This is a genomic window from uncultured Senegalimassilia sp. (assembly GCF_934630535.1).
Lineage (GTDB): Bacteria > Actinomycetota > Coriobacteriia > Coriobacteriales > Eggerthellaceae > Senegalimassilia.
In genome coordinates, this window is sequence record NZ_CAKTVU010000016.1 from 1 (window position 1) to 24,273 (window position 24,273).

General features: G+C 61.3%; 19 protein-coding genes and 1 tRNA gene. 3 read left to right on the top strand and 17 right to left on the bottom strand.

Annotated elements, in window-relative coordinates; all coding sequences use genetic code 11:
* The first annotated feature begins 361 nt into the window (after positions 1–361).
* Together Q0D52_RS07925 and Q0D52_RS07930 are read left to right on the top strand one after the other, a co-directional pair.
* Positions 362–1,714, top strand: coding sequence for a CBS domain-containing protein (locus Q0D52_RS07925; protein ID WP_294381734.1), 1,353 nt, complete (start codon positions 362–364; stop codon positions 1,712–1,714).
* A 3-nt stretch (positions 1,715–1,717) separates the two neighbouring features.
* Positions 1,718–3,100, top strand: a complete 1,383-nt coding sequence (locus Q0D52_RS07930) for an NRAMP family divalent metal transporter (protein ID WP_294381736.1) — start codon at positions 1,718–1,720, stop codon at positions 3,098–3,100.
* A gap of 133 nt (positions 3,101–3,233) precedes the next feature.
* Here Q0D52_RS07930 and Q0D52_RS07935 read toward each other — a convergent pair whose 3' ends face one another.
* On the bottom strand, positions 3,234–3,749 hold the full coding sequence (locus Q0D52_RS07935; RefSeq protein ID WP_294381739.1) for an Rrf2 family transcriptional regulator: 516 nt from the start codon (positions 3,747–3,749) through the stop codon (positions 3,234–3,236).
* A gap of 243 nt (positions 3,750–3,992) precedes the next feature.
* On the opposite strand from Q0D52_RS07935, the gene Q0D52_RS07940 reads away from it, so the two are divergent.
* Positions 3,993–4,616 (top strand): 5-formyltetrahydrofolate cyclo-ligase, encoded by a 624-nt coding sequence (locus Q0D52_RS07940; protein WP_294381743.1) that lies wholly within the window; start codon positions 3,993–3,995, stop codon positions 4,614–4,616.
* Positions 4,617–4,690: 74 nt separating this feature from the next.
* Here the strand turns inward: Q0D52_RS07940 and Q0D52_RS07945 are convergent, their stop codons facing one another.
* The 16 genes from Q0D52_RS07945 to rpsR all read right to left on the bottom strand — a co-directional run bounded on the left by Q0D52_RS07945 (position 4,691) and on the right by rpsR (position 24,272).
* A complete protein-coding gene (locus tag Q0D52_RS07945; protein ID WP_294381746.1) occupies positions 4,691–6,346 on the bottom strand; it encodes a Na+/H+ antiporter NhaC family protein in 1,656 nt (551 codons plus the stop codon).
* Between the two features lie 212 nt (positions 6,347–6,558).
* Positions 6,559–8,112: a sodium:solute symporter gene (locus tag Q0D52_RS07950; RefSeq protein ID WP_294381748.1), complete on the bottom strand. Its 1,554-nt coding sequence runs from the start codon at positions 8,110–8,112 to the stop codon at positions 6,559–6,561.
* A gap of 201 nt (positions 8,113–8,313) precedes the next feature.
* On the bottom strand, positions 8,314–8,493 hold the full coding sequence (locus Q0D52_RS07955) for a hypothetical protein (protein ID WP_294363055.1): 180 nt from the start codon (positions 8,491–8,493) through the stop codon (positions 8,314–8,316).
* A 249-nt stretch (positions 8,494–8,742) separates the two neighbouring features.
* On the bottom strand, positions 8,743–9,984 hold the full coding sequence (locus Q0D52_RS07960) for a phenylacetate--CoA ligase family protein (RefSeq protein ID WP_294381751.1): 1,242 nt from the start codon (positions 9,982–9,984) through the stop codon (positions 8,743–8,745).
* 302 nt (positions 9,985–10,286) lie between these two features.
* Positions 10,287–10,883, bottom strand: a complete 597-nt coding sequence (locus Q0D52_RS07965; RefSeq protein ID WP_294363059.1) for an indolepyruvate oxidoreductase subunit beta — start codon at positions 10,881–10,883, stop codon at positions 10,287–10,289.
* Position 10,884: 1 nt separating this feature from the next.
* Positions 10,885–12,828, bottom strand: coding sequence for a thiamine pyrophosphate-dependent enzyme (locus tag Q0D52_RS07970; protein ID WP_294381754.1), 1,944 nt, complete (start codon positions 12,826–12,828; stop codon positions 10,885–10,887).
* A 144-nt stretch (positions 12,829–12,972) separates the two neighbouring features.
* Complete coding sequence (purE, locus tag Q0D52_RS07975) at positions 12,973–13,443, bottom strand: 5-(carboxyamino)imidazole ribonucleotide mutase (RefSeq protein ID WP_276667854.1); 471 nt, start codon at positions 13,441–13,443, stop codon at positions 12,973–12,975.
* Between the two features lie 251 nt (positions 13,444–13,694).
* Positions 13,695–13,770, bottom strand: a tRNA-Phe gene (locus Q0D52_RS07980).
* Between the two features lie 270 nt (positions 13,771–14,040).
* Positions 14,041–15,369 carry a coproporphyrinogen III oxidase family protein gene (locus tag Q0D52_RS07985; RefSeq protein ID WP_294381757.1) on the bottom strand — a complete coding sequence of 443 codons (1,329 nt, stop codon included), beginning with the start codon at positions 15,367–15,369 and terminating at the stop codon, positions 14,041–14,043.
* 113 nt (positions 15,370–15,482) lie between these two features.
* The gene (gene purD, locus Q0D52_RS07990) at positions 15,483–16,775 is read right to left on the bottom strand and encodes a phosphoribosylamine--glycine ligase (RefSeq protein ID WP_294363066.1); all 1,293 of its coding nucleotides are present in this window, start codon (positions 16,773–16,775) and stop codon (positions 15,483–15,485) included.
* Positions 16,776–16,898: 123 nt separating this feature from the next.
* A complete protein-coding gene (locus Q0D52_RS07995) occupies positions 16,899–18,209 on the bottom strand; it encodes an adenylosuccinate synthase (protein ID WP_294381760.1) in 1,311 nt (436 codons plus the stop codon).
* A gap of 45 nt (positions 18,210–18,254) precedes the next feature.
* Complete coding sequence (locus Q0D52_RS08000) at positions 18,255–20,432, bottom strand: ATP-binding protein (protein WP_294381762.1); 2,178 nt, start codon at positions 20,430–20,432, stop codon at positions 18,255–18,257.
* The gene (locus Q0D52_RS08005) at positions 20,432–21,718 is read right to left on the bottom strand and encodes a DNA repair exonuclease (protein WP_294381764.1); all 1,287 of its coding nucleotides are present in this window, start codon (positions 21,716–21,718) and stop codon (positions 20,432–20,434) included. The genes Q0D52_RS08000 and Q0D52_RS08005 overlap by 1 nt, the downstream gene beginning before the upstream one ends.
* A 35-nt stretch (positions 21,719–21,753) precedes the next feature.
* Positions 21,754–23,166 (bottom strand): replicative DNA helicase, encoded by a 1,413-nt coding sequence (gene dnaB / locus Q0D52_RS08010; protein ID WP_294381767.1) that lies wholly within the window; start codon positions 23,164–23,166, stop codon positions 21,754–21,756.
* Positions 23,167–23,468: 302 nt separating this feature from the next.
* A complete protein-coding gene (rplI, locus tag Q0D52_RS08015; protein WP_294381770.1) occupies positions 23,469–23,996 on the bottom strand; it encodes a 50S ribosomal protein L9 in 528 nt (175 codons plus the stop codon).
* Positions 23,997–24,011: 15 nt separating this feature from the next.
* On the bottom strand, positions 24,012–24,272 hold the full coding sequence (rpsR, locus tag Q0D52_RS08020) for a 30S ribosomal protein S18 (protein WP_042432253.1): 261 nt from the start codon (positions 24,270–24,272) through the stop codon (positions 24,012–24,014).
* Between the last annotated feature and the right edge of the window lies 1 nt (position 24,273).

Sequence of the window (24,273 nt, forward strand, 5' to 3'; positions counted from 1 at the left end):
CCGTTACCTCAGCTGGATAGAGGGACTGACTACGAATCAGTACGTCGGGGGTTCGAATCCCTCACGGCGCACCACTTAGCTTGAAATTCCGCAATGGCTCCACCGAGCACATGCGGTTTTTTGTTTTGTCGGCCAAAGAAAGGAACCCTGTTGAAGGTTCGAAAACCGAAACCTCACAGTATGTAGCCTTCCTTCGACTCCTCCCTTACCGCTGGCAGCCGAAGGAGCAGGCTGCAGCGCGCTCTCGTTTGACAGAAGCTTTACGCGCCCATAACGCTCTTGCCGCATGGCAGACGTAGCATTATCCGGCACCTGTAAAAGCCCCTGCCGAACGCGAGCATGGACAGTAAGGGAATTGATCATGCTCTATCTCTCTCAAATGCTGGGAAAGCCGGTGGTAGACTGCACCGGCGAGAAAATCGGCACCGTATCCGACCTCGCCATCTCCACGGGCGAGGTGTTTCCACGCATCACCAGCCTGGCCTTCCAGGGTCCGGGCAAAATCCCGTTCATGATCTCATGGCGCAAGTACGTCGATGAGTTCGATGAGGACGGCCTCACCCTGCAGGTAGAGGCGCACGACATCCGCTTCAGCTACCTGCAGCCCGATGAGGTGCTGCTTGCCCGCGACCTCATGAACCGCCAGATCGTCGACACGCAAGGCCTGAAGGTCGTGCGCGTAAACGACCTGAAGCTCTCCGTTTCCGGATCGCAACTGCGCCTGCTCGGCGCCGAAGTCGGCATCCGCGGCATCCTGCGCGGCCTTGCCCCCTGGATCGAGCGCTCGGTTGTCTCGGTCGCGAAGGCGTTCGGCAAGAAAATCGACGAGCAGATCATTGCATGGAACTACATGGACCTGCTTGATCGCGACCTGTCCGAAGTGCAGCTGTCCGTCACCCATAAGCGCCTGGACGAGCTACACCCCGCCGACGTCGCCGACATTCTGGAGCAGTTGGACCCGCAGCAGCGCGCTAACGTGTTCCAGCACCTTGATGATGCCCAAGCAACCGAGGCCATCTCGGAGATGGAAGACGAATATCAGTCCGACTTCATCGAAAGCTTGGACAACAAGCAGGCTGCAAGCGTGCTGGGCAACATGGACCCGGACGACGCAGCCGACATCGTACGCGACCTGTCCTATGAGCGCGCCGAAACGCTTCTGCGCCTTATGGGCGTGGAAGACGCAGCGGAAATCCGTCGTCTTCTCGGCTATAAGGACGGCACCGCCGGCGGCATGATGACCACGCAGTTCGTATCCGTCGCCGATACCGACACCGTCGGGCACGCGATCGAGGTGCTGCGAGAGCTTCCCGAGGACCACCCTTCCGTCCACTTCGTATACGTGCTGGACGAATACGACAAGCTGGTCGGCGTCTGCTCACTGCGCACGCTGGTGCTCACCGACGACAAAACGCCCATGTCGAAGTGCATGTACGACGACCTGATCACCGCAACGCCGGATGAAACCGAAGAGGACGTCTCGGCCGACATCTTCAAGTACGACTTGACCGCCATGCCCGTTGTGGACGAGCACGGCGTCCTGCTGGGCATCGTCACCGTAGACGACGCCTGGGACGCCATCGAAGACGACGTCAGCAGCGACAAAACGAAGACTTCCGTTTGGAAGTGGGTGGGCATCGCGACCGGCGCCGTGCTGTTCTTGATCCTCTACACCCTTGTCGTACTGCAAATCGCAGGATTCCATTGGAGGTAAGCCGTGGTTTTGAAGCAGAACGACAAGAGGGGGCGCGTGGCCGACATCGACTCGCATAACCCGCTGGAGCGCAGCAGCTTCCATACCGGCGAGGCAACGTTGTCCGCTGAGCAGCTTGCGGAAAAGCAAGCGATCGAGCAGGCGGGCGGTTCCAACAAACAGAAGAGCAAGCTGTTGCTTATCTTGGCAGCCATGGGCCCGGGCATCGTCACGGCCATGGCGGGTAACGACGCCGGCGGCATCTCCACCTACTCGACCGTGGGCGCGCAGTTCGGCTTTGCAACGCTGTGGGTCATTCCCATCATGTGCGTGCTGCTCATCGTGGTGGAAATGACCGCTGCGAAGATGGGCGCCGTCACCGGCAAGGGCTTCGCCGCGCTTATCCGCGAGTCCTTCGGTATCAGGCTCACGGCGCTGGCCATGCTCGCGCTGCTCATCGGCAACGTGTGCACCACGTTCTCCGAGTTCGCGGGCATCGCATCGGGCATGGAGATGTTCGGCGTGTCGAAATACATAGCCGTGCCCGTTGCCGCCATAGCCGTTTGGCTGCTCATCGTGGGCGGTAGCTACAAGCGCGTGGAGAAGGTTTTCCTGATTTTGTCGCTGGTGTTCGTCACCTATGTGATCGCGGCGTTCTTGGCGCAGCCGAACTGGGAAGATGCGGCTATCAACACCATCGTGCCCCATGTGGTGTACCAGCAAAGCTTTGTTTCGCTGGTCATTTCGATGATAGGTACCACCATTGCGCCGTGGATGATGTTCTTCAACCAGAGCAATGTGGTTGAGAAGGGTGTCAAGCCCGATGACCTGTTCACGCAGAAGGTCGACGTGGTCTCCGGCACGGTGGCGGCGTGCTTGGTCGCGTGGTTCATTATCATCACCACCGGCACCGTGCTTTATCCGCAGGGCATCGTCATCAGCGATGCCGCCGATGCGGCTGCCGCGCTGGCACCGTTCGCTGGCAAGTACGCCGAAGCCTTGTTCGCCATCGGCCTGATCGCAGCGTCGTTCCTGGCAGCATGCGTGCTTCCGCTGACCACGGCGTTCGTCATCTGCGAGGCATTCGGCTGGGAAGCCGGCGTCTCCTTCAAATGGAAGGAAGCACCGCTGTTCAAGAGCATCTTCACGTTCGTGATCGCGTTCTCGGCCGTTATCGTGCTTATCCCGAACATCGACCTCATGGGCGTCATGCTCATGGCGCAGTTCATCAACGGCCTGGTACTGCCGGTGCTGCTGGTATTCATGGCACTGATCTCGTCCGACAAGCGCGTTATGGGCAAGTTCAAGTCCGGCCGCGTGACGAAGGTGCTCATCTGGGTCACCGTCGGCATCGTCTCCGTACTCACTGCGGTTTTGCTGGTTATGCAGGTGTTCGGAATCGGATAGCGTGCAGTCGCTTGCCGCAAATCCTGTTAAAGCAGGAGCGCCTCTTCCCAATCGGTATGGGAAGAGGCGCTCTTTTCGATTCGCTTAACGGAAATGGTTTTGCAGCGGGTTCTTGCTAGGTTGGCACGCCTTCTTAGTCGTGCGCGCTTTGGGAATCGGAAGCCTCGTCGAGCACCTTTCCGTGCATGCGGTCGATGAGCATCTGCACGGTGATGGAGGATATGTACTCAGCTATTTCGCGTTCGGCTTTGGAACATGCGGCGGTGATGTCCTGAAGCAAATCGCTTGTGCGTTCCTGATCGGCCTTGCTATTGTTCGCTTCTTTATGCTCCGAACGCGGTCGATCGTTTTGCAGCGCGTTCAACACATCGAGCATGCTGATTTCGGAAGCGTCCTTCGCAAGGCTGTAGCCGCCGTTTTTGCCCGGACGCGCATGGATGATTCCTGCATTGCGCAGCAATTGCGCCAGCTGAATCAGGTAATCGCGCGGAATGGCCATCTCCTCGGCAACCTCGCGAGATGAGCATGTCGAACCCTTTTCCGCCAGATATAGCACCGCACGCATCCCATATTCGACCGAAGCCTTGAAGTGCACCATTCCCCTCGTTCCCGTTTCGTGTTCCAACTCCACAAGCAGCATGGCCGACATATGTCGAGCCCTGTTTGCCGCCACCAGATTCGCTGATCGCCCGCTACTGAAGGTCCTATTCTGTGAGAAGCAGATCATCGAAGCCCAAGCCCGACTCGCCGCACTGCGTTTTTCATTGCGACATAGCTATAGCCTGACCTAACGAGTATGCTTATATACTAGCGCAAGCGAAAATCCTCTAGCGTATCGCTATGCTATTTCACACGATGTTAAAGATTTGTCCCCGTTTGAGGAAAAACGACCATGACCTTGAAACAAGACGTACGCGCATCGGTTCTTGCACGGCGCAAGGAGATTCCCTCCGCTTCGCGCAAGGAGAAAAGTCTGTCGATTTGCGAGCAGTTCCTTGAAGAAATCGATAGCCGATTTGCCAACATCGCACCCTCTAGCGCTTCCGCTGAAAAGCTGCGCATCGCTGCCTATGAGCCGATGAACAGCGAAGTCGACGTGCATCCTCTGGTGTACGCAGCATACGAACGTGGCTGGGAAGTCTATCTACCCTGCATGACAAAGGACGCTCCGGATGCGCCTGCGCGTATGGTGTTCTTCACGATCACGCCAAGCCAACTGACTGAGCAGCGCCCCGCCTTCCTCGATCATCCCGCGCGTCCTTATCTGCTCGATGACCTGCACGGCCAAGGTTGGCAGGAATCCGACGAGCGGCTGTTCGACGTCGCCGTTATCCCTTTGGTGGCATTCGACGACGGCCTTATGCGCCTCGGCTATGGCGGCGGAAACTACGACAGGTTCCTTCCGAAGCTGCGCCACGATTGCTTTGTAGCCGGCGTGGCGTTCGAGGAGCAGCGCGTCGATCGCGTGCCCACCGAGCCTCACGATCTACCCCTTCCCCGCATCTTCTCGGCATGAAAAAGGGAGGGTTCCAAACGGAACCCTCCCTTCGCTATCTTGCGGCTTTTGCGGCTCATGCCGCGCATCGGAGCCTATTTCTTCACGCCGATGTTGGACTTGTGCAGGATTTTCACCGCCACAACGATGAGCACCGCACCCAGCACCAGGGAAATCCAGGGATTGCCCGTGAAGCCGGCAACGACGTAGCACACAAAGCAGACGACCATAACGGTAGTCGCGTACGGCAGCTGCGTAGCCACGTGACGCAGGTGGTTGCACCTCGCACCGGCGGACGACAGGATGGTGGTGTCGGAAATCGGCGAGATGTGGTCGCCGTACACGGCACCTGCCAGCGTTGCGCCCACGGCAACCAGGAACAGCGGATCGCCCTCGTTGAACACGCCTACCACGATAGGCAGGATCAGCGCGATGGTGCCCCAGCTCGTGCCCATGGCGAAGCCGATGAAGCCGGCCACCAGGAAAATGATGCACGGCAGGATGGCCAGGCTCACGCCCAGGCTATTCAGGAAGCTGCTGACGAAGTCGCCCGTGCCGAGCATGTAACGGCAGCAACCGCCCAGGCTCCATGCCAGCACCAAGATCATGATGGCGCCGACCATGGAACGCACGCCCTCGGAGATGCTCTCCACGAAACCGCTCAGCGTGGTCAGGCCGCGCGGCAGGAACATGGCGCCGGCAACGCACAGGGCCACCGTAGCGCCGATGCACAGACCGCCGACCGGGTTCTCGCCAACGGCGGTGGCGAAGTCAACGCCCTCGAAGAATCCGCCCGTGTACATCATGCCCAGGATGGAGAAGAAGATCAGCACCAGGATAGGCACGATCAAGTCGTACACCTTGCCCTTCTCGGAGATGTTAAGGCCCTTGTACTCATCCATGGCCGCCGATGCGGACTGCTCGATGTCGGCCTGCTCGGTAACGACCGACTCCAGGTTGGTGTGATCGTCGAGATCTGCCTCAGCCTGCTCGGAAAGGCCCATGGTGGACAGCTTCTCCAGCAGCTTGCCGCCCTCGGCGGTAGCGCCCTCGGAGGACTTCGCCTCCGCCTCGGCCGCGCGCATCGGACCGAAATCGTTCTTGTTCGTGATCAGCATGAAGAACACGAAGAAGATGGTGAGCAGCGCGTAGAAGTTGTACGGGATGGACTGCACGAACGTAGTGAAGCCGTCGTCTCCCAGGTAGCCGCCGACTGCAACGGCCCACGAGGACACCGGCGCGATGATGCAGACCGGAGCTGCCGTGGAGTCGATGATCCAGGCCAGCTTCTCATGGCTGACATGGAAGCGATCGGTCACGGGGCGCATGACCGCGCCGACCGTCAAGCAGTTGAAGTAGTCGTCGACGAAGATGATGATGCCCAGCAAACCCGTGAGCACCTGCGCAGCGCGCGCGTTCTTGATATGGGTGGACACCCACTCGGCATAAGCACGGCTGCCGCCCGCTGTGGCGATGACCACGGTAAGCGCGCCCAATAACGCAAGGAACAGCAGCAACGCTCCGTTATCGGCGATCTGCAGCGCCATCGCGTTCGGCACATCGGTGAATGCCGTGACCAGCTGGTCGACGCCGACACCGTTGAGGGTGAACTGGTAGATGACCATGCCGATGAATACGCCGATGGTCAGCGACGAGTACACCTCTTTGGTGATGAGCGCCAGAGCCAACGCCAGCAAAGGCGGCACGATGGACCAAGCGCCAGTGCTGATAAGCTCGAAAGCCTCTTCCATTTCCTTCCCTTTCTCCATAAGGTCCTCAGAGTCCATTGCGAATCAGTATACAAGTGCAACGGTCGAACCGCATCAGGATTCCGCCGGAGGGGTTTCACGTGAAACAAAAGGAATAGGAAGAGGCAGACGATATGCTTCGCCCGCCTCTTCCTCGAAGGTATTCGGTTTTGCGCGGTCCGCCTAAGCCGTAGCGGCGAACCGTAATCGAAAGGCTATTCCGCTCCCTTGCGTTCCGCGGCCAGCTCGTGCTGGTACTCGCGGTCGATAGCGCCCTCGGGGCTGGGCGGGTTCACCTCGAACGGGACGGATTTGGTGAACAGGCTGACCACCGGCACGATGATCAGCGACAGCAGCATAGCCAGGGCGCCGCAGTTGATGGGGCTGGCGATCAACGGCGTGCCCATCAGCGTGAGCACCATGTTGCCGCTGGTCAGGCACACGCCCACGATGAAGCTGCACCACACGGCCGCCTTGGAGATGCGCCCGGAGTACAGGCCCCACAAAAACGGGCCGAGGAACGCGCCGGCCAACGCACCCCAGGAGATGCCCATGAGCTGCGCGATAAACGTGATGGAGGAGTTGTACTGCACCAACGCCAGCGCCGCGGACACGATGATGAACACCACGATAAGGACGCGCATCCAGCCGAGTTTGCTCTGCTCGCTCATCTTCTTCACCACATTGCCCTGCAGAAGGTCGAGCGTCAGCGTGGAGGACGAGGTCAACACGAGCGAGGACAGCGTAGACATGCTGGCCGAGAGCACGAGCACGATTACGATGCCGATGAGGATATCGGGCAAGGTGGACAGCATGGTCGGGATGATGGAGTCGTACACCGGGATGCCGGTGGGGCCGATCTCGATCTTGTCGGCGTACAGACGGCCGAAACCGCCCAGGAAGTAGCTGCCGCCAGCGACGACGAACGCGAACAGCGTGGAGATGATGGCGCCTTGCTTCACCGCCGGACCGGACTTGATGGCGTAGAACTTCTGCACCATCTGCGGCAAGCCCCAGGTGCCAAGGCTGGTCAGTACCACCACGCCGAGCAGGTTGAACAGGTCGGGGCCGAACATGCTGACGAACGGGCCGGCCATCTGCGAGCCTTCCGCCGGGATCTGCGAAAGCGTGGTGATGGCCTCGCTGAAGCCGCCGTTGTTCAAGATGACCGCCGCGATGACCGCGACGATGCCGAACAGCATGACGATGCCCTGCAGGAAGTCGTTCATGACGGTTGCCATGTAACCGCCCAGAACCACGTACAGGCACGTGATGACGGCCATGCCGATGACGCATACCTCGTAAGGAAGGCCGAACGCCATGCCGAATAGGCGGGACAGGCCGTTGTACACGCTTGCGGTGTACGGGATCAGGAACACGAAGATAATGGCCGCGCTGGCGATGCGCAGACCCTTCGACTGGAAACGCTTGCCGAAGAACTCGGGCATGGTGGTGGCTCCCAGGCGGTGCGTCATCTCACGCGTACGCGGACCGAGCACCCACCAGGCCAAAAGGCTGCCGAGAATGGCGTTGCCGATGCCTGCCCACACGGCGGCGATGCCGTATTTCCAACCGAACTGGCCGGCGTAGCCGACGAACACCACGGCGGAGAAGTAGCTGGTGCCGTATGCGAATGCGCTCATCCAAGGGCCGACGTTGCGCCCTCCCAGGACGAAGCCGTCGACGCTGGTTGTGGTGCGGCGGCAGTACAAGCCGACGCCAACCGCCACGCCGACGAAAATCAAAACCATGCAGATTTTTGCGACCATGATCGTTCCTTTACCGATCGATATCGTGTAAACCGTAAGGCCTTCCCTACTCGGAAAAGCGGTTGCCCCTCGTCAGGAACGCGGCTGGGCAAGCGGACACGCCCAAATCGCCCAACCCGGAAACGCACACGGCACAAGCCCGAGTTCGCTGCGAACATACGCCACGTCTAACGGACGCACGCAGCGGCTAAGCCCCGTGTGCTACAGATATCGATAGGAATAATAATAGGAAGGAAAGCAGGGCTTTGTTGCGCCGGAAATGTCGGCTGCCTTACCTGCGACATGCATCATTCGGACGTTGGTGGCGCGCAGCGCAACAGCCAGCTCAGCGGGGTGCTGAGCGCTGCGGAATGCGGCGATATGTCCGTTCACGATGCTCATGGGCGCTACTCTACCACAGTCGAGTGCTTTTCCGTCCAGGATTTTCACGAACGGTAACATTATTTCCTAGCAAAGCGGTTCGTATTTGCGAAACAAGAGGGAATGTGAGCCCTGAACCATGCCGAAGCTGAACGAATGCGAACCGCGCAGCGCCCTTCCCCGGTCAACCGGCCAGGTCATCGCCCCCGAACGCAGCGAAGCCGGACACGTGGCCCGGCTTCGCTTCTCATTCAACTTGTTCGCAAGCTTTTAGTAGCGGGAATCGAAGATGCGCTTCGACTTCTTCTCGCTGCGCGGCAGCTCGCCCATGGGAACGCCCTTCGCCTCGGGGGTGCAGCCGATCTTCGCCTTGAAGATAGCCGCCAGCTGCTCCTCGCAGCGCTCGCGCTCCTCGCCCTCAAGCGGCGTCTCGAACAGCACGGTAAGCACATCGCGGCCATTGATGGCCTCGATCATCACCTGATACTCGGACGACGCGCCGTCGGTGAACTGCAGCACCTCCTCGATCTGCGAGGGGAACATGTTGCAGCCCTTCACCTTGACCATGTCGTCGGTGCGGCCCGTCAGGATGTCGATGCGCGGGTGGTGGCTGCCGAACTTGCACTTGCAGTCGCCGGGGATGAAGCGCGTAAGATCGTGCGTGCGGTAACGGATGAGCGGCGCGCCCTCCTTGCGCAGCGTGGTGAGCACCAGCTCGCCCACTTCGCCGTCGGGCAGCTGCTCGCCGGTTTTCGGGTCGACGATCTCGCAATATACGTAGTCTTCCCAGATGTGCATGCCATGATGCTCTTCGCAGGAGATGCCGATGCCCGGACCGTAAATCTCGGTCAGGCCGTAGATGTCGAAGATCTCGATACCCAATTCGTTGGCGATGCGCTGGCGCATCTTCTCGCCCCAACGCTCGGAGCCGATAACGCCCTTGCGCAGGTCGAGCTTGTCGCGCAGGCCGCGCTTCTCGATCTCCTCGGCCAGCAGCAGCGCATAGCTGGACGTACCCGTGATGACGGTGGAATGCAGATCCTGCATCATCTTCAGCTGCTTCTCGGTGTTGCCGGGGCCCATGGGGATGGCCATGGCGCCCAGGCGCTCGCAGCCCAGCTGGAAGCCGATGCCGGCAGTCCACAGGCCATAACCGGGGGTGATTTGAATGCGGTCGGTGTTCGTGATGCCCGCCGTCTCATAGCAGCGCGCGAACATGGTGGCCCAATCGTCGACGTCCTTCTGCGTATAGGGGATTACGACCGGGGTGCCCGTAGTGCCCGAGGAGCTGTGGATACGGATAATCTTCTCATCTGGCACCGCCTGCAGTCCCAACGGGTATGCCTCGCGCAAATCCGCCTTTTCCGAGAACGGCAGCTTCTCGAAATCTTCCTGGGTTTGCACGTCGGACAGATCGATGTCCTTGAATTTACGAGCGTAGAAGGCAGAACGGTCCTTCAGGGTTTTGAACTGCTCTTTGATGATCTCAAGCTGCTCCGGCTTCATCTGCATAGTATGCTCCCTTGTTCAAATGGCTTGCTTCTTTGTTATTCATGCTGTGTGAGGAAAAGTGCGTAGGCGCTTCAAGCCCGAAAAGGCTGCGGGAAAGCACGACAAATCGGCCCCAAGCCTTACAGGTCTTGAAGCTAAAGCCATCGACCAGCCAACGCGTTGCGCGCGGCCGAGGAAAAGTGGATGTCGAATACCGAAGTCATACTGGTCATTGTAGGCCATACAACACCGCAAGCAACCCCCAAAACCGGCAACGGGACCGATTTCCGGTCCCGTTGCTTGTTATGCGGGGTTCTGCGCCGCTATTCCCCCACCGCCACGTTGATGGCTTGCAGGTTCATATCCACGAAGCGCGGCTTCACGCACGCGGTTACCGCCGCGCGAAGATCATCCAGATCGATAGGCACGCATCCAGTCTGCAATGCCTTGGCGAGCAACAGGCTGTTGAGCACCTTGAGGCTGCCTGCGGCCTTCGTGAGCGCCGCATCGTCGACGGGAACGAGCTTCGCCTGCGTACCCGCAAGCGCGCGCTCCAAGTTCGCAATCACGTCGCTAGCTCGGTACGGGTCCTTCGACAGCGCCGCCGTCACCGGCTGAATCGCGGTGGTGGCGAACACCAGCGTCCCTTCAGGGGCAAGGTACGGCAGCACGCGCGCGGCCTCGGCCGGCTCGAACGCGATGACCAGATCGGCGGTTCCCCGGCTGACCAGGGGCGCGTGAACCTGCTCGCCCTTGTTGCCGATGCGCACGTGCGACACCACGTTGCCGCCGCGCTGCGCCATGCCGATGGTCTCGGCCGTACGCACTTTCCAACCCTTCTCCAAGGCAGCCTGGGCAAGCACCTTCGCGGCCAACACGGTTCCCTGGCCACCTACGCCCGTAAGCAGGATGTTCAGCATGCTAGGCCTCCTTCTTCTCGCTTGCGGCGTCAACCACGGAGATGCAGTCGAACGGGCACACCTGCGTGCACAGCCCGCACCCGTTGCACTGGCCGGCGTCGATGAACGCTTGGCCGCGCTCCCCGCTTTTCGGGCCGCGGGCGTCGGCGTTGAAGCCGATGCCAGGGCATCCGATCTCGGTGATGCACTTCTTGCAGCCCGTACAACGCTGAGCGTCCAACACCACGGGAGCCGCCGGCTTGAACAGCTGCACGCAGGGGCTTTCGAACAGGATGGCGGAAGGCCCCTCGAAATCGATTGCCTGACGTGCGGCATCGATGGACTGCTGCAGGTTCAGCGGGTCGGCGTGCACGATGCACTCGAACCCGACCGCCTTCAGCACGCCCTCGATGGAAACCGGCTTGCGGCGTTCGCCCATCAGCGTCACGCCCGTGCCCGGGTGCGGCTGACTGCCCGTCATGGCGGTGGTGGCGTTGTCCAGCACGCACAGGGTGAAATCGTGGCCGTTGTACACCGCGTTCACGATTCCCGGCAAACCGCTGGCGAAAAAGGTCGAGTCACCCACGAACGCCAAGGCTTTCTTCTGCGGCTCGGCCACGGAGAAGCCCTGCGCCATGGTGATGCCGGCGCCCATGCACAGGCACGTATCCACCGCATCGAGCGGCATGGCGTTGCCCAGCGTATAGCATCCGATATCGCCGCAGAGCACCGCCGGCGTCTTGCCAAGCGCGCGTTTCACGGCATAGAAGCTGCCGCGATGCGGGCAGCCCGGGCACAGCACAGGCGGGCGTACCGGCAAAGGCTGCTCGGGGTCGGCGGCTTCATAAGATGCCGCTTCCTCGGTTTGGGCAAGCTCAGGAACGCCAAGGTAGACGGCCAAACGAGCAAGGATGTCATCGACATCGTTTTCGCCGCGGTCGCGCGCCTCGCCCGTCAGCTTGCCGTGCGTGTTGTATTCGGCATGCGTCTTGCCGGCGAATGCCAGCAGCTCGTCCTCCAACACGTGGTCAAGCTCTTCAAGGACGAGCACGTCGGTCAGGCCCTTGGCGAACTCCGCGCACGTACGCTCGGGGAACGGGAAGGGGGTGCCAACCTGCCAGAAGCGATACGCCGGCAGCTGCACGCCCCGATCGTTCGCGCGCTCCTCGAGCAAGCGAAGCGCTTCGAGGGCATAGGCTGCCGACACGCCGCCGGCGACAATGCCATAGCGGGTGATCTTACCCGCCACGCGACGCTCATCGACGGGATTAAACGCACCGAAAACGGGGTTCATCGCATAATCGACGGCGATTGCGCGCAGGCGCTCGTTGATCTCCCCATGCCCCTCAAAAGCGCGTTTCGGGAAGATAACCCAACGCGGGTCGCGCTCGAAGCCTTCCTCGGGCACAGGCTTGGCATGCGTTTCCTCGGCAATGTCGAAGAACGTCGAAGCATGGCACACGCGCGTAGTGGGGCGCATGATTACCGGCGTCTTGTAACGCTCGGACAGCTGGAACGCGGCCTTCATCATGGCGAAACCCTGATCGGGCGTTGCCGGGTCGAGCACCGGGACCTTGGCGAAATTGCCGAACCTGCGTGTATCCTGCTCGGTTTGCGACGAGATAGGGCCGGGATCGTCGGCAACGAACAGCACCGTGCCGCCCTTCACACCCACGTAGTTCAGGCTCATCAGCGGGTCGCTTGCCACGTTCAGACCCACCTGCTTGCAGGTGAACAGCGTACGTGCGCCGCAGTACGATGCACCGGCGAGCAGCTCGAGCGCGCTCTTCTCGTTTGTGGACCACTCAACGTGGACGCCCTGAGCGGCGCCGGAAGCATGCAGCTTCGCCACGGTTTCCGTTACCTCGGACGACGGCGTCCCCGGATAGCCGGCGACAACGCGCACCCCCGCCTCAAGCGCGGCATGAGCGAACGCCTCATTGCCCATAAGCAGTTTTTTCGTCATATGTTTCCCCGCTCCAAAGCCAATTTCAGGAATCGCTCCTGCGCTGTTTCACGTGAAACAGCGTGGAGGGAATCGTCTTGATACCTGTTCATGATAGCAAAAGGGCGACAGGTTACCCCGTCGCCCTTTCGCAAGCGGCCCGCTTTATGCCTCGGCCATGGCCTTCTTCATGTCGATGATCTTCTGGCGAGCACCATCGCAGCCGGTACCCATGATCTGCACCGCCAAGATTGCCGCGTTCTTCGCGCCGTTGATGGCGACGGTGGCAACCGGCACGCCGGAAGGCATCTGCACCATGGACAGCAGCGAATCCAGACCGCCCAGGTCGCTCGTCTTCATGGGAACGGCGATGACCGGGTCGGGGGTGTAAGCGGCGACCACGCCGCCCAGATGAGCCGCCTTGCCGGCAGCGGCGATGATGACCTTGATGCCGCGCTCGTGCGCGGTGGAGGCCCACTCGTGCACCTCGGCGGGCTTACGGTGCGCGCTGGCCACCTTCACCTCATACGGCACGCCGAACTCCTCAAGCTGCTTCATGCAAGGCTCCATGGCGGGCATATCGCTTTCGGAGCCCATGATGATGCCGATGACGGGATTCTTATGATCGCAAGACATTTCGCAACCCTTTCAACACGTGATTTGCTCTCAAAGGCAGTGTAGCGCGGAAGAGAGGGCATAATGAAAACCGCACGCAAATTATGGGAGACCGGAACACGCCAAAGCCAGGGAAGCGGGAGCAGCGCAGTCAGGGAAGCAAACCCGGGAAAGCTGGACCCAAACAGCAAGAGCAAAATTGCGAAACCCGATTAGCGGGTTCGAAAAAGCAACAGGCCCGATGGCTTTCACCATCGGGCCTGTAAAGTTCATGGTGGTCGGAGGGGGACTTGAACCCTCGGCACGGGGATTTTCAGTCCCCTGCTCTACCAACTGAGCTACCCGACCAGAAGTCGTTCGTTGCGAACGCAAGATAGTATAATACGGCAGTGCATGTCATTCGTCAACCCTGTTTCCTAACTTTTTTGAGCACGTTTTCCTTCTCGGGAGAACGCGCCCAAACCAGCCCTTAAACGAGCGTGTGACCAGCAGATACGCCAACTCGCTTAAGACCGCTCGGCAACAGCGGCGAACCCGCACACAACTTGCCGCCGAACAGCTGGCTACGAAACCACTGCCAAGAACGCGGCTTGCGCGTCCTTTCGGCAACGCGGCTTGCTACTTGCACTCGGCGCAGCCGCTGCCGAACAGCAGCTCCTTCTCCTCGCCGGGAAGCACGGCGCGAGCCTGATCGCGCAGGTTGTTCACGCCGATGAAGAACTGGCGCATCATGACGACCAGCAGGTAGCGGCCCTTCGGGGTCAGCGTCAGCTCATCGGCATTGTCGGTAGCGAACGCGCCCGAGGCCTTCATGAACGCCATTTCCACCGGCAGGCCCATCTCCACCGAGCAACCGAAGTCCTTCTTGAACTGGCGCTTATCAAGGCGCAGGCCGAACAGCTGCATCATGAAGCGGTAACGCATGCGATCGCGCTTGCTGAAGGTTGTTTTGCCCATAATGGACATATGACCTGCTTCGATGCACTTGTTGTAGTCCTTCACGCTGAAGGTGTTCACATACAGGTTGCTGCCCAGGTACGTGATGCCGCCGCTGCCGATGGCGGGATATTCCTCGTAGTCGACCACGTACTCGTCGATCATGGCGTCCTCGCCGGCAGCCGACGTGTTCCTCTTGTTGAACGTCCACGCCGAACCGTGCTCGAACAGATGCAGCGGGCCGCCCGTCAGCAACTCGCAGATGATCTCGTAGTATTTCTGCTCGCGAGCGTAATCCACCTTGCCCACGGTACGCGCCAGGCTGCGCTCGACCGACGGCGATGCCATCAGCGGATAGAACGTGGTCTGCGTGCAGCCGCTCTCGATGACGCGCTCGATATCGTTGATCAGAATGTCCTCGGTTTGCGCCGGGAAGTTGAAGATCATATCGGCGTTCATGGACACGAAGTACGGGCTGGCATCCTGGATGCGCTCGAGGATCTCCTGGCCGCAGCCATACTTGTCGTAGCGGTCCATCTGCTTGAGCAAGCCGTCGTCGAAGCTCTGCACGCCTACGGACAGGCGCTGCACGCGGCCCTGCAGTTTGTCAAGATAGCTGGGAATCAGGTGGTTCGGATTCGTCTCGCTCGAAACCTCCTGGATATTGAACAGCTCACGCGCCTGGTCGATGGTGTCGCACAGCTCATCGATCATGATGGTGGGGGTGCCGCCACCGATGTAAACGCTGTCGAAGTCGTAGCCCAGGTCCTTCAGCATGCGCATCTCCTTGCGCATATTCTCGAAGTACGGGCGGGCGCGCTCCTCGCTGAACGGGAACCTGTTGAAGCTGCAGTACGGGCACAGGCGCTCGCAGAATGGCACGTGCATGTACAGCATGTAGCGTTTCCCCTGCTCAGGCGCAGGCATCATCACCTCATCGGTGGGTTTGAGCTTCAGGTACTGGTTCGTGCATTGACGAACCACGTTCGTAAGCAGGCGCTCTGACAGCATGTACGCGCGCTCCTTTTCTCGTCCTAGTGAAAACGGTAGGAATTATATCCTACCGTTTCAGTCTCATATAATCTCGACGAAAGCTTCGCTCCCCGTGCACGAAAGGCGCGGCCCTACGCCCAGGCTCCGCGACCTGCAGCGGCCTTCGCGCCGATGTCGGAGCGCAGCTGCTTGCCCTCGAAGTTGATGACGTCGCACGCCTCGTAGGCCTTCTCGCGGGCATCGTCGAACGTCTTGCCCAGCGCAACCACGTTGAGCACGCGGCCGCCGGCAGTGACGAGCTCGCCGTCGGCGTTGCGAGCGGTGCCGGCGTGGAACACCGTCACGCCCTCCATGGCCTCGGCATCCTCAACGCCCAGGATGACCTTGCCCTTCTCGTACTTGCCCGGGTAACCGGCGGAAGCCAGCACCACGCACACGGCCCACTGGTCGTCCCACTCGAGCTCGATATCGTCGGGACGGCCTTCGGCCACGGCCATCATGACGTCGACCAGGTCGGTCTTCAGGCGCGGCAGCACGACCTGCGTCTCGGGATCGCCGAAACGGGCGTTGTACTCGAGCACCTTCGGGCCCTCGGGCGTCAGCATGAAGCCGCCGTAGAGCACACCGCGGTAATCGTTCTTGAAGGGCTCGCGCGCCGTTGCGGCGGCGGCAACCCGCATCATGTGCGTCATGTTCGCAAGCTCCTCATCGGTGACGATGGGCACCGGGGAGTACACGCCCATGCCGCCCGTGTTCGGGCCGCGGTCGCCATCGAAGGCGCGCTTGTGGTCCTGGGCGGTTGCCATGCAGTGAGCCTTACCGCCGGAAACGAACGCGAGCAGCGAGCACTCCGGGCCGGTCAGGCACTCCTCCACGACCACCTTCGAACCCGCCGAGCCGAACGCACCGTCGAAGCAGCTGCGCACGGCGTCCTCGGCCACCTCGATGGTGTCGGCAACCACGACGCCCTTGCCAGCGGCCAGGCCGTCGGCCTTCACGACGACGGGGGCGCCCAGTTCGTGCACGTACGCAAGCGCCGGCTCAAGCTCGGTGAAGCTGCCATAGCGAGCCGTGGGAATGCCGTTGGCCTCCATGAACTCCTTGCTGTACGTCTTGCTGCCCTCAAGCTGCGCACCCTGCGCATCCGGGCCGAAGACCGCCACGCCGGCTTCGCGCAGCACGTCGGCCACACCCGCCACCAGCGGCGCTTCCGGGCCGATGACCACCAGGTCGATGGCGTTGCCCTTCACGAACTCCAGAACGGCCTGGCCGTCCTCGGCGTTCAGGCCCGCCACGTTCTGCGCGACGGATTCCGTTCCGCCGTTGCCCGGGGCCGCGTACAGGTTGTCGGTACGGGGGGATTTCGCCAAGGCCCACGCAATGGCGTGCTCACGGCCGCCGCCGCCCAAAACCAAGATGTTCATGTAACAAACCCTCCATTTCCAGCTCTCGGATAATATGCGTGTGCGGGACTGCAGACTCATGCAGCCCCGCACGGGATTCGCTTCGCTATTCAGTGACAGCAGTCCATCAAGCTAATCGGCGCCTTACCAGCCGCGCATGATGGTCTGATCGCGATCGGGGCCGACGGCCACGATGCTGATGGGTACGCCCACCTTCTTCTCGAGATACTCCACGTAGCTCTTGGCGTTCTCCGGCAGCTCGTCGAACGTGCGGCAGGCGGTGATGTCCTCGCCCTTCCAGCCGGGCAGCTCCTCGTACACGGGCTTGGCGTGGAACAGGACGCTCTGCTGCATGGGGAAGTAATCGTAGCGCTCGCCGTTGCACTCGTAGGCCACGCACACCTTGATGGTGTCGAAGGCGGAAAGCACGTCGAGCTTGGTCAGGGCCACATCGGTCAGGCCGTTGACATCGGCGGCGTAGCGCGCGATGACGGCGTCGAACCAACCGCAGCGGCGCTTGCGGCCCGTGGTCACGCCATACTCATGGCCGACCTGGCACAGCGTCTCGCCTTCCTCGGCCTCCGGGCTCTGGCCGCCGTCCTCGGCGTACTTGAGCTCGGTGGGGAAAGGACCGCCGCCGACGCGGGTGATGTAGGCCTTCTGGATACCCAGCACGCGGTCGATGTTGACCGGGCCCACGCCCGAACCGGTAGCAGCGCCGCCGGCACAGCAGGAAGAGGACGTGACGTAGGGATACGTGCCGTGGTCGATATCGAGCAGCGTGCCCTGCGCGCCCTCGAACAGGATGGACTTGCCCTCGCGCACGGCGTTGTTCAGCATCTGGCTGGTCTCGGCCATGTACTGCTTGAGGATGCGGGCGTACGGCAGGTACTCCTCGCAGATCTCCTCGACCGTGTAGGTGTGCAGGCCGTAGATCTTCTCCAGGATGGCGTTCTTCTGGATGAGGGCGGTTTCGACCTTCAGGCGGAAGATCTTCTCGTCCATAAGGTCCTGGATGCGGATGCCCTTGCGAGCCGCCTTGTCCTGGTAGCACGGGCCGATGCCGCGCTTGGTGGTGCCGATCTGGTGATCGCCCAGGATCTTCTCGTCGGCGCCGTCAAGATCTTTGTGGTACGGCATGATGACATGCGCGTCGCAGCTGATCTTGAGGTTCTTGCAGGAGATGCCCTCGGCCTCGAGCATGGCCATTTCCTTGACCAGCACGCCGGGGTCCACCACCACGCCGTTGCCGATGACGGGGATGGCGTTCTCGTACATGACGCCGGAGGGCATCAGGTGAAGCGCCAGCTTCTTGTCGCCGTGGATAACGGTATGGCCTGCGTTGTTGCCGCCCTGATAACGGACGACGTAATCGTATTCGCTAGCAATGAGATCGGTGATCTTGCCTTTGCCTTCATCGCCCCATTGGGCGCCAACCAGAACGGTGCTGGGCATGTGTGCGCATCCTTTCGATAACAGTGTCGCAACCCTCACAGTGTACTACAGAACCACTTCGGTAAGGCCCGGATCGGCCACGCGCATGGTTTCAACGATTTCTTCATGGCAGGTCAACAGAATGACCTGACGATGACGAGCCAGCTGGGCCAACGCCTTCGCCGCGCCCGCACGGCGCTGGGAATCGAAGTTCACCAAGATGTCGTCCGCGATGATGGGAACGGCGCGTCCCACGTTGTCGGCGGTAACGAGCAGCGCGATCCGCAACGCCAGGTACAGCTGCTGGCACGTGCCCAGCGACAGGTGCACGGGCTCGCGCACGGTGCGCAGCGCGTCGGTCACCTGAAGACGGCCGTCGGCGCTCATGGACACCTTCACCCACTTGCCTTCGGTCATCAGGCTGAGCAGCTCGCTTGCGCGGGCGTACACCTCGGGCTGGCTCTTGCTCTCCCACGACGCTATGGCCGCCTCGAGCATATGGCGCGCGAGCAGCAGCTTCGCGAACTCCATGGCCGCCTCGTCACGGCGGGTTTGGAGCTGCTGGGCCTCAAGCTTCAGCTCGTCGAAGCTGCGCTCGCCCTTCGCCTGGGAAAGCAGCTGGCGAAGCTCGCCGTAGCGGCGGTTCATGTGCTCGCTCGTCTCCATCAGGCCCTCGCGCTGGCGCGTCTTGCGCGCGATGAAGGCGTCCACGGCTTCAAGCGTGCCGCGTTCGCGGCGCATGCCGATCTCCGCGTACAGGCCCTCGCGCGTTTCGCGGGCCTTCTCAAGCGACTCCTCCAATGCGGTGCGGCGCGACACGAGCGCCTGCTTGCGCTGCACGTACAGGGCGTTCTCCGCGCGCACGTCCTTCGCCTCATCGAGCAGCGCACGGGCGTGGCGCAGGGAATCCTTCGCCTCGGAAAGCCCCGCAGCGGCAAGCTCAGCCTGTACGGCCTGGCGTTGTTTCGCCTGTTCGGCAAGGCACGCTTCCAGCTTCTTCTTGTCCTGCAGCATGACCCAGTGCCGGTCCTGAACGCGCTGGGAGCGCTCGTCGTCTTTCCGGCCCGGCTTGAACAGCATGATCAGCGAGGCTGCGGCAAGAACCACCGCCACCAGCACCAGGAAAAAGCCCAAAGCGGTGAACGACAGGCTGGTTATCTCGCGGCCGTGCATGAACAGCGGGATGCCTGCGAACATGAAGGCCACCGGCAGCGCCACGGAAAGCCCGATCTGCACGCGCTGCTGGCGCCGGGCGCGCATGCTCTCATCCTGCTCGTCCTGCGTTTCGAGCATCGCCTCGTAGGCCGCCTTCGAAGTTGCGTAGTTGTCGCGCGCCAGGTCGACGGCGTGCTCCATCTTCGCCTCCTGAGCGGCGAGCGCCTCGATGCGATCGCGCAGGTGGCGTTCCTCGGTGGCCGTGATACCCGCCAGCTCTTCGGGGTGCTCGCGCTGCGCAAGCCTATGCTCGCAACGCAGGCTCTCTTCCTGGGCGCGCAGTTCTGCGATCTTCTCCTGCAGGTCGGCTTCGTCCGCCTCGGTCTTTTCCAGCGTTTTGCGGTTCGCCTTCAGCGTTTCGATGGCGGTGTTCAGGTCGCCGATCTTCGCCAGCAGCTCATCGCGCTGCGGCTTCATCTCGGCGAACTCGTGGTCCTCGCGCTTCAGACGCTCCACGCGATCGGATTCCGCGGCGATGCGCCGGCGCAGGTCGTCTTGCTCCGATTCAAGCTTCACCAGGGATTTCTCAGATGCTGCCGCCTTCGAAGTGAACTGGGCCAGGCGCTCCTGGAGCGCCGCCAGCGCATGCGCCGGAGAAGCCCCCGTGCCGGAACCGGCCGTGAGCAGCTTCGCCGTCACATCGGTGGTGTTGCGCAGCTGGCGCAGCTCATCGCTGGTCAAGCTGAACATGGTTCGGTACGTTTCGCGGTCGATGTCTTCGGCAACCGACGTGTCGCCCTGCAGGCCGTCGGCGTTGCGGATGCGCGAGGCCTGCGAGGCCTCGGAACCGTCCTCGTTGGCGAAGAACAGCGTTCCCGCCCGTTCGGCGTTATCGGGTTTGTAGGTGTTGCGCTGGCCGCGGGCTTCTTCCCAACCGAACAAAACACCGCCGACGAACTGGGCAAACGTGGTCTTACCGGCCTCGTTGCGGCCGAACACCGTGTTCATGCCCGGTCCAAACGGCCCGATCAGACGGTTGGAGAACGCGCCGAACGCATCCATCTTGATATGTTCCAGGTATTTGCCCACTAGCGCTCTTCCCCTTGCGACAGCATATCGAGCACCAGGTCCTCGGCCTGCTCCGACAGCTTCCCCACCTTGCCGGCGCAGCTCGACGGCATCTGCAGACCGCGATCGAGGAATTCCTGCTGCAAGAACGCCACCTGCTCTTCGGGAAGGGATCGCTGCGTCTCGGCGACGCGCAAAAACACCGCCGGGAACAGGCCCTCTTCGCGCAAAGCCTGTTTATCGCGCGGCTCCCGCGTTTCATCGACCATAGTGTCGCAGAAGAACGGGGCATATGAATCGTTCACATGTTTGCGCAGGTCCTCGATCACATCAGGGCGGGAAAGCACCTCGTGAAGCGCGGTCGTGCCCGTCAGGACGATACGCGAGATCATTTCCTCGCAATGCGCTTTGCCGTTCACGCGGAACAGCTCCCGCATGATTAGATCGCTGATCTCGGGCAACGTAGCGCAATCGGACACGTCGACGCGCAGACGCTGCCACACCACGCTTGCCGTGGGGATGAACTCGAGCTGCGGGGCCGCACTTTCTGAAAGCGTGACGATCTGCACCCCACGCGGGCCCGTTTCCTTGATGTCGCGCCCTTGGATGCATCCCGAGAACGCGATGCGCGGATCGGCCTCGCTGGGGTGGATATAGCGCATGTGGATATGCCCGCATGCCCAGTAATCCATGCCCGCGGAAAGCAACACTGAAGGGTTGACCGGCGCTTTCACGGGATCGAGATCCAATCCGGTATGCAGCATGCCGATGGCGAAAGGAGCCTGCGCAACGTCAGGTTCACGCTGCTGCAATGCCATTAGCGCGGCACTGCGCGTGATGCCATCGGCTATGCACTCGTCAATGGGCCACGACTGGTTGTAATAGCCGCGACCGCCGATGATACAGAGCGGCTTGCCATCGCGCCTATACAGCTCGAAACCCGGCTTATCCGCCGGCAGCATGTGCGCATTTTCCGGCAGAGAGAACGCGCTTTGCTGCCACGAGGTGTAAGGGTCGTGATTTCCCGTGATCAGGTATACCGGGATGCCCGCCTTCCCCAGCGCGCGCATTCCTTCGAAGAATCGCAGGTAGTCGCCATATGATGCACGCGACGCGTCGAACACGTCGCCCGCGATGACCACGAAGTCGACCTTGCGGGAAATAGCCGTGTCTATCACGCGATCGAACGCCTCGGGGATAGCCTGCACCAGTCGGGCAGCCCATGCCGGCGACACCTTGGCAAGGCCGCGGAAAGGCGCACCAAGGTGAAGGTCGGCGGCATGAAGGAATGTCAGGCTCTCAGTCATAGCTTCAGTTTACCCCGACCTCATGGTTGCGTGTGTTACATATAGTCGGGAACGCGCGAATCGTCGATGAAGTCCATGAAGCGCGTGTATTCCGCGTTGAAGGCAAGCGTGATATCGCGCGTGGGGCCGTTGCGGTGCTTGGCGACGATCAGCTCGGCGGTGCCCAGGTCGGGACGGTCCTCGCTTTCCGCCTCCATCTCGTCCATGCTTCGGTCGATGAACATGACGATGTCGGCGTCCTGCTCGATTGCGCCGGATTCACGCAGGTCGGAAAGCATCGGGCGCTTCTTGCCGCGCATTTCCACGGCACGGGAGAGCTGCGACAGCGCGATGACGGGCATGTCCATCTCCTTGGCGAGCACCTTCAGACCACGCGAGATCTCAGCGACCTCGACGGCGCGGTTGCCATCGCGGCGCGCCTGCGGCGGCTGCATCAGCTGCAAGTAGTCGACGATGATCAGGCCCTTCTCGGCATCGCGCAACTCACGACGCGCCTTCGCACGCAACTCGAGGATGGAAAGGGCCGGCGTATCGTCGAACTCGATCTTCAGCTTGGAAAGGTTGCTGGAAGCCTCGATAATGGCCGCCCAGTCCGCGTCCTGCACCTGACCGGCGCGCAGCTTCGACAGGCTCACGCGCGCTTCGGATGCAAGGACACGCTGCACCAGCTGGGAAGCGCTCATTTCCAGCGACAGGAACGCCACGGTGGCGCCGAGCTTCGCCGCGCTTGTGCACAGGTTCAGGGCGAAGGCCGTCTTGCCGACACCAGGACGTGCTGCAAGGATGACCAGGTCACCGCCGCGGAAGCCGTGGAACAGGTCGTCGACGTCCTTGAAGCCTGACGCGACGCCCGAGATCTTGTTCTCCTGCGCCGCCATCTCCTGTAGCTCCTCGAAGGCATCCACCAGCAGCGTATCGATGCCCGTGAACGCGCTGGAAACGCGCTTCTCCGTGACCGCGAACAGCGTTTTCTCCGCCTGCTCCACGACGACGCCCAAATCATCGGGGGCATCGTAGGCCAGCGAGCGGATCTCGCCGGATGCACGGATCAGGTCGCGCAGAATGGACGTGCGCTTGACGATCTCAACGTGATTCTGCCAATTGACCAGGGCGAAGGAGTTGCTGGCAAGCTCCAGGATGTATGCCTGGCCGCCAACGGCCTCAAGCTGGCCCGATGCCTTCAGGTTGTCGGCGACCGAGATTTGGTCGAGGGGGATGTGACGCGTGTAAAGGTCGAGCATCGCCTCGAATATGCGTTGATGGGCGGCTCGATAGAAGTTGTCGGGGATGAGCTTCGCTGCAACATCCTCGATGGCTTCCTGGTTGAGCAGGCACGCTGCCAGCACCGACTTCTCGGCCTCGATGTTCTGGGGCTCCATTTTGCGAATCGAGGAGCTCTCAGGCACCTCAGGGGCGAAATCGGGATTGTAGGGAACGTCAACGGGCATGCTGCTCATCCTTTCTTGTATCCGGCTTATCATACCGCAGTCAGAGTCGTGCCGCCGCCACTGCAGAGCGTCATCGACAGAAGAGCCAACCAAAAGCGATGCTATGCACATTGCCTGAATCCCTGCCAGACAATAATGCACCTCTCTTCAACTGACAGTGGTAAGCGCCACGTGATGCGCCCAAGCAGGAGACACGGGCCTTCTTTATCGCCATATAGTCGAAGACTCGTAATGGCTCCTAAATAGAAAAATCCCCCGCACTAACGTACAGGGGATTTGCTAGTTCGCTTTAAAGCGCTGAGTTATTCAGCGACCTCTTCAGCAGCAGCCTCCTCGGCGACAGCCTCGGTCTCGACCTCTTCGGCCTCTTCCTCGGCAGCAACCTCGTCGATACCCACCAGCAGCGTGACCGTGGCCTTGATGTCACGGTAGATGGAGATGACGACCTCGTGCTGACCGGCGGTCTTGATGGCCTTGCCGGCCTCGACGCGACGGCGGTCGATCTCCACGCCCAGAGCCTCCTTGATGGACTCGGCGATCTGGGTGGCGGTAACGGAGCCGAACAGCTGGCCCTCTTCGCCGACCTTCGCGTCGACCTTCACGGAAGCACCGTCGAGCACGGACTTCAGCTTGTCAGCATCGGCCAGGCGAGTAGCCTCGCGCTTGGCGATGTTGTTCTTGCGCATCTCCAGCTGCTTCAGGTTGCCCTTCGTAGCCAGGATGGCGATGCCCTGCGGCATCAGGTAGTTGTTGGCAAAACCGGGGGCCACGTCCACGACGTCGCCTTCGCCGCCCTTGCCCTTGAGCTCTTGGAGCAGGATGACTTTCATGGTTCCTCCTTGCGCCTAGCGATTGCGACGGTCGCCGCGGCCGCTAATTGCGGGAACCGCGTAGGGCATCAGAGCCATCTCGCGAGCGCGCTTCACGGCGTTCGCGATGTCACGCTGGTGCTGGGTGCAGGCACCCGTCACGCGGCGCGGCTTGATCTTCCCGCGGTCGGTAACATACTTGCGCAGCATCTGGGTATCTTTGTAGTCGATGTACTCCGCGTCCTCTTTGCAGAACTGGCAGTACTTGCGACGAGGCTGCTTCGCGTAGTCGGACATT